The 2,437-nt window shown below is 43.2% G+C and carries 3 protein-coding genes and 2 pseudogenes; 1 reads left to right on the top strand and 4 read right to left on the bottom strand.

Annotated elements, in window-relative coordinates; genetic code table 11:
* From H8S75_RS32175 to H8S75_RS32165, 3 genes and pseudogenes are all read right to left on the bottom strand, one after another.
* Nucleotides 1–380 (bottom strand): annotated as a pseudogene (locus H8S75_RS32175) (hypothetical protein); the annotation flags it as partial.
* Nucleotides 381–517: 137 nt separating this feature from the next.
* Nucleotides 518–949, bottom strand: coding sequence for a DUF3788 domain-containing protein (locus H8S75_RS32170; protein ID WP_002591367.1), 432 nt, complete (start codon nucleotides 947–949; stop codon nucleotides 518–520).
* A gap of 13 nt (nucleotides 950–962) precedes the next feature.
* Entirely contained in the window at nucleotides 963–1,892 is a 930-nt protein-coding gene (locus H8S75_RS32165) for an AraC family transcriptional regulator (RefSeq protein WP_003500230.1), read from the bottom strand.
* Between the two features lie 147 nt (nucleotides 1,893–2,039).
* Between H8S75_RS32165 and H8S75_RS33015 the strand changes: the two are divergent.
* A pseudogene (locus H8S75_RS33015) lies at nucleotides 2,040–2,189 on the top strand (TetR/AcrR family transcriptional regulator); the annotation flags it as partial.
* 14 nt (nucleotides 2,190–2,203) lie between these two features.
* On the opposite strand, the gene H8S75_RS32160 reads toward H8S75_RS33015, so the two are convergent.
* A partial coding sequence (locus H8S75_RS32160) for an ATP-binding protein (RefSeq protein WP_243270555.1) occupies nucleotides 2,204–2,437 on the bottom strand: 234 nt, incomplete at its 5' end.

Below are 2,437 nucleotides of genomic sequence, written 5' to 3'. Positions count from 1 at the left end.
TTCCTTAAACTATAGACACCGGCCTGTTCCAGGCAAACCGCCCAGATACTGTTGTCCGGGGCAAAGCCAAAATCCAGAAGCGAAACCGAGGCGTCCAGCTCCAGATTCTGTTTCAAAAATTTACCGTCATCAATGTTCATTGTTGCCAGATAGGACGTGCCATCTTCCTCCAGACAGCACATATAGGCCATATCATCTTTGAGCAGAAGTCTTTCGATTCCTGTCACTGAGTCCGGAATATCAAAAAAGTCTGCAACATAGGAAGAATCCGGCTGCATGGCATCCATGCGGTTCCCGCAGGCTGTTATGGTAAAAATCAGTGCTGTTGTTCCCATTATTGTAAAAATCCGTCTTAACTTCTTTCTCACAGCCACCTCCATACTCTAAAATTACCTCCTTTCATATAAAAATTGCCTGCTCTATCAGGCAGTTTAAGCATACCATTGATGAGCAGGCAATTTTTTAATTTGAGATAATTGATTTTCTATGGAATGGTAAATGAATGATTAAGAAATTCCTAAGGCGATATACTCCTCTTTCTAAGATTTATCAGTTCAAAAACATTATTCATAATCTCCTTATCCCGTACTTCTAACATCAGCCATTTCTGTCCGTTACCAGTTTTTGCATCTCTGAATACTTTCTGCACATAGTCAGAAAATAACGGCATTAATAATTCTGCCTCCGTAAGTTCACGGCTTCCTATCACCACAAGAGCGATAAAATAACCCTGCATTGGGTAACAGGTACAAAGAGATTTCCCGCTTTTCTTGTATTTAATATTCCAGCCTGGCTGCATGGAACAGCGGCTGTAATCCATATAAGGCTCAATCCGGTAAGCGGACCGGATGCGGCTGTCAAACTCTGCCCATAACGGATTGTCAATATACTCCGCTATTTGCTTCAGAGATGGAGCATCGCCGTTTGTATAAAGCATATTCCAATCCATCCCAATATCCCTCCTACTCTTTTTTTTCCAACGGTATGGGCTTGACCCAAATTTCCATACAGGCCATGTCCTTTAGGTCACGATAATACTTTTCTGCTGAAAAAGGCTCCGTTGTTAAGCTGTGATGCGGCAGCCATGTACCAAAAAGGTATTTTCCACCCTGATTCAAGGCAACCGTTACCAAATCCTCAAAACTTTCTGCTTCAATCCTGCAAACGATGTATTCTCCCGCAGGGAGTTCTCTCTTTACAAAGTCTCCCTCCTGTTTATGCGGGATATTTCGAACAAGACCTCCCGCAAAATACGTGAAAAGGCCCTGTGCCGTATCTTCCGTATGGGACATTCCCATTTCCACATTAGCATCGACGTCTTCTGCGATTAACGTCTTCTCCATATGGTAGCGTTTCCAGAGCTGTCCCGGCACATCTACACCTGTGCTTTCACCAGCCGGAATCTGTTCGGAAATACGGACTTTAGTTTCAAAGCCGAGGTAAACTTCCGGTTCCGTCAACGTTTTTCTCTGGATTTCCAAGACGATATTTCCTACCACCAGCGGAACCCCTTCATCTACTAAGACGTAATTCATGGAAACTTCCGGCTTGTCGAATGTGTTGAGCATTGGTAAATCTCTCCTGTACTCTTCGGGTGTGATTCCATACGTTTCCTTGAAGGCCCGCGTAAAATTTGCATGGCTTGTAAAGCCATAGTCCAGGGCAGCGTCAAGTATTCTCTGTTCGGTATTACCCAGATTTTCAATCACCTTTGCCAGACGGCGGAGCTTCACATATTCCTGAACCGGTTTATTTACCAGCCGCTTGAACAAACGCTGAAAATAGAAAGGGGACAGGCCGGCAATATTTGCCAGTTCCTCCGTATAAATTTCTTCTGTTAAGTGTTCCTCGATAAATGTTAACGATTGTTCGATTGCTTCCCATGCGTACATTGTTGTACCTCCTGTATTTGATGTTCACATTATATCATCTTATTTTTTACCGGGCTTATCACACAATGCGCTTTTTTTCAGGAAATCGCTGTAGTACTAGGGCACTACTTCTCCCATGCTGTCGCAGATTGATTTATCCAGCAAATGGGAGTACAGTTTACCGTTCCTCACACTGTATTGATTAAATCTCTATATTTTGTGTTGACCTGCCTGGAACAGTTCAGGGAAGATGAAGAATTAGAACAGATACAAACACTTTTAGTTGATGGTATCGTGGAACAGGTTGTTAAAAAATAGCAGCACTTGTTTGGTTATTTGGCTGACAGGTAGCCCCTGCCGTGACAGTCTGATGATGCTGATGGGATTTCAATGATGAAAGCAGTGCGTCCATTACTGCTTTCAGCCCTTATCTGTCCGCCATGCAGTACAATAATATTTTTTGCAATAGCAAGTCCGAGGCCGGAGCCTCCAGTTTCACTTAATCTCGCATTGCTTAAACGGCAGAATTTATCAAAAATCACATTGAGCTTATCCTCCGGAATTTC

The sequence above is a fragment of the Hungatella hominis genome, assembly GCF_014288005.1.
In the GTDB taxonomy this organism is placed as follows: domain Bacteria; phylum Bacillota; class Clostridia; order Lachnospirales; family Lachnospiraceae; genus Hungatella; species Hungatella effluvii.
The sequence above is the reverse complement of the archived record's forward strand: the minus strand, read 5'-3'. Positions and strand labels throughout refer to the sequence as shown.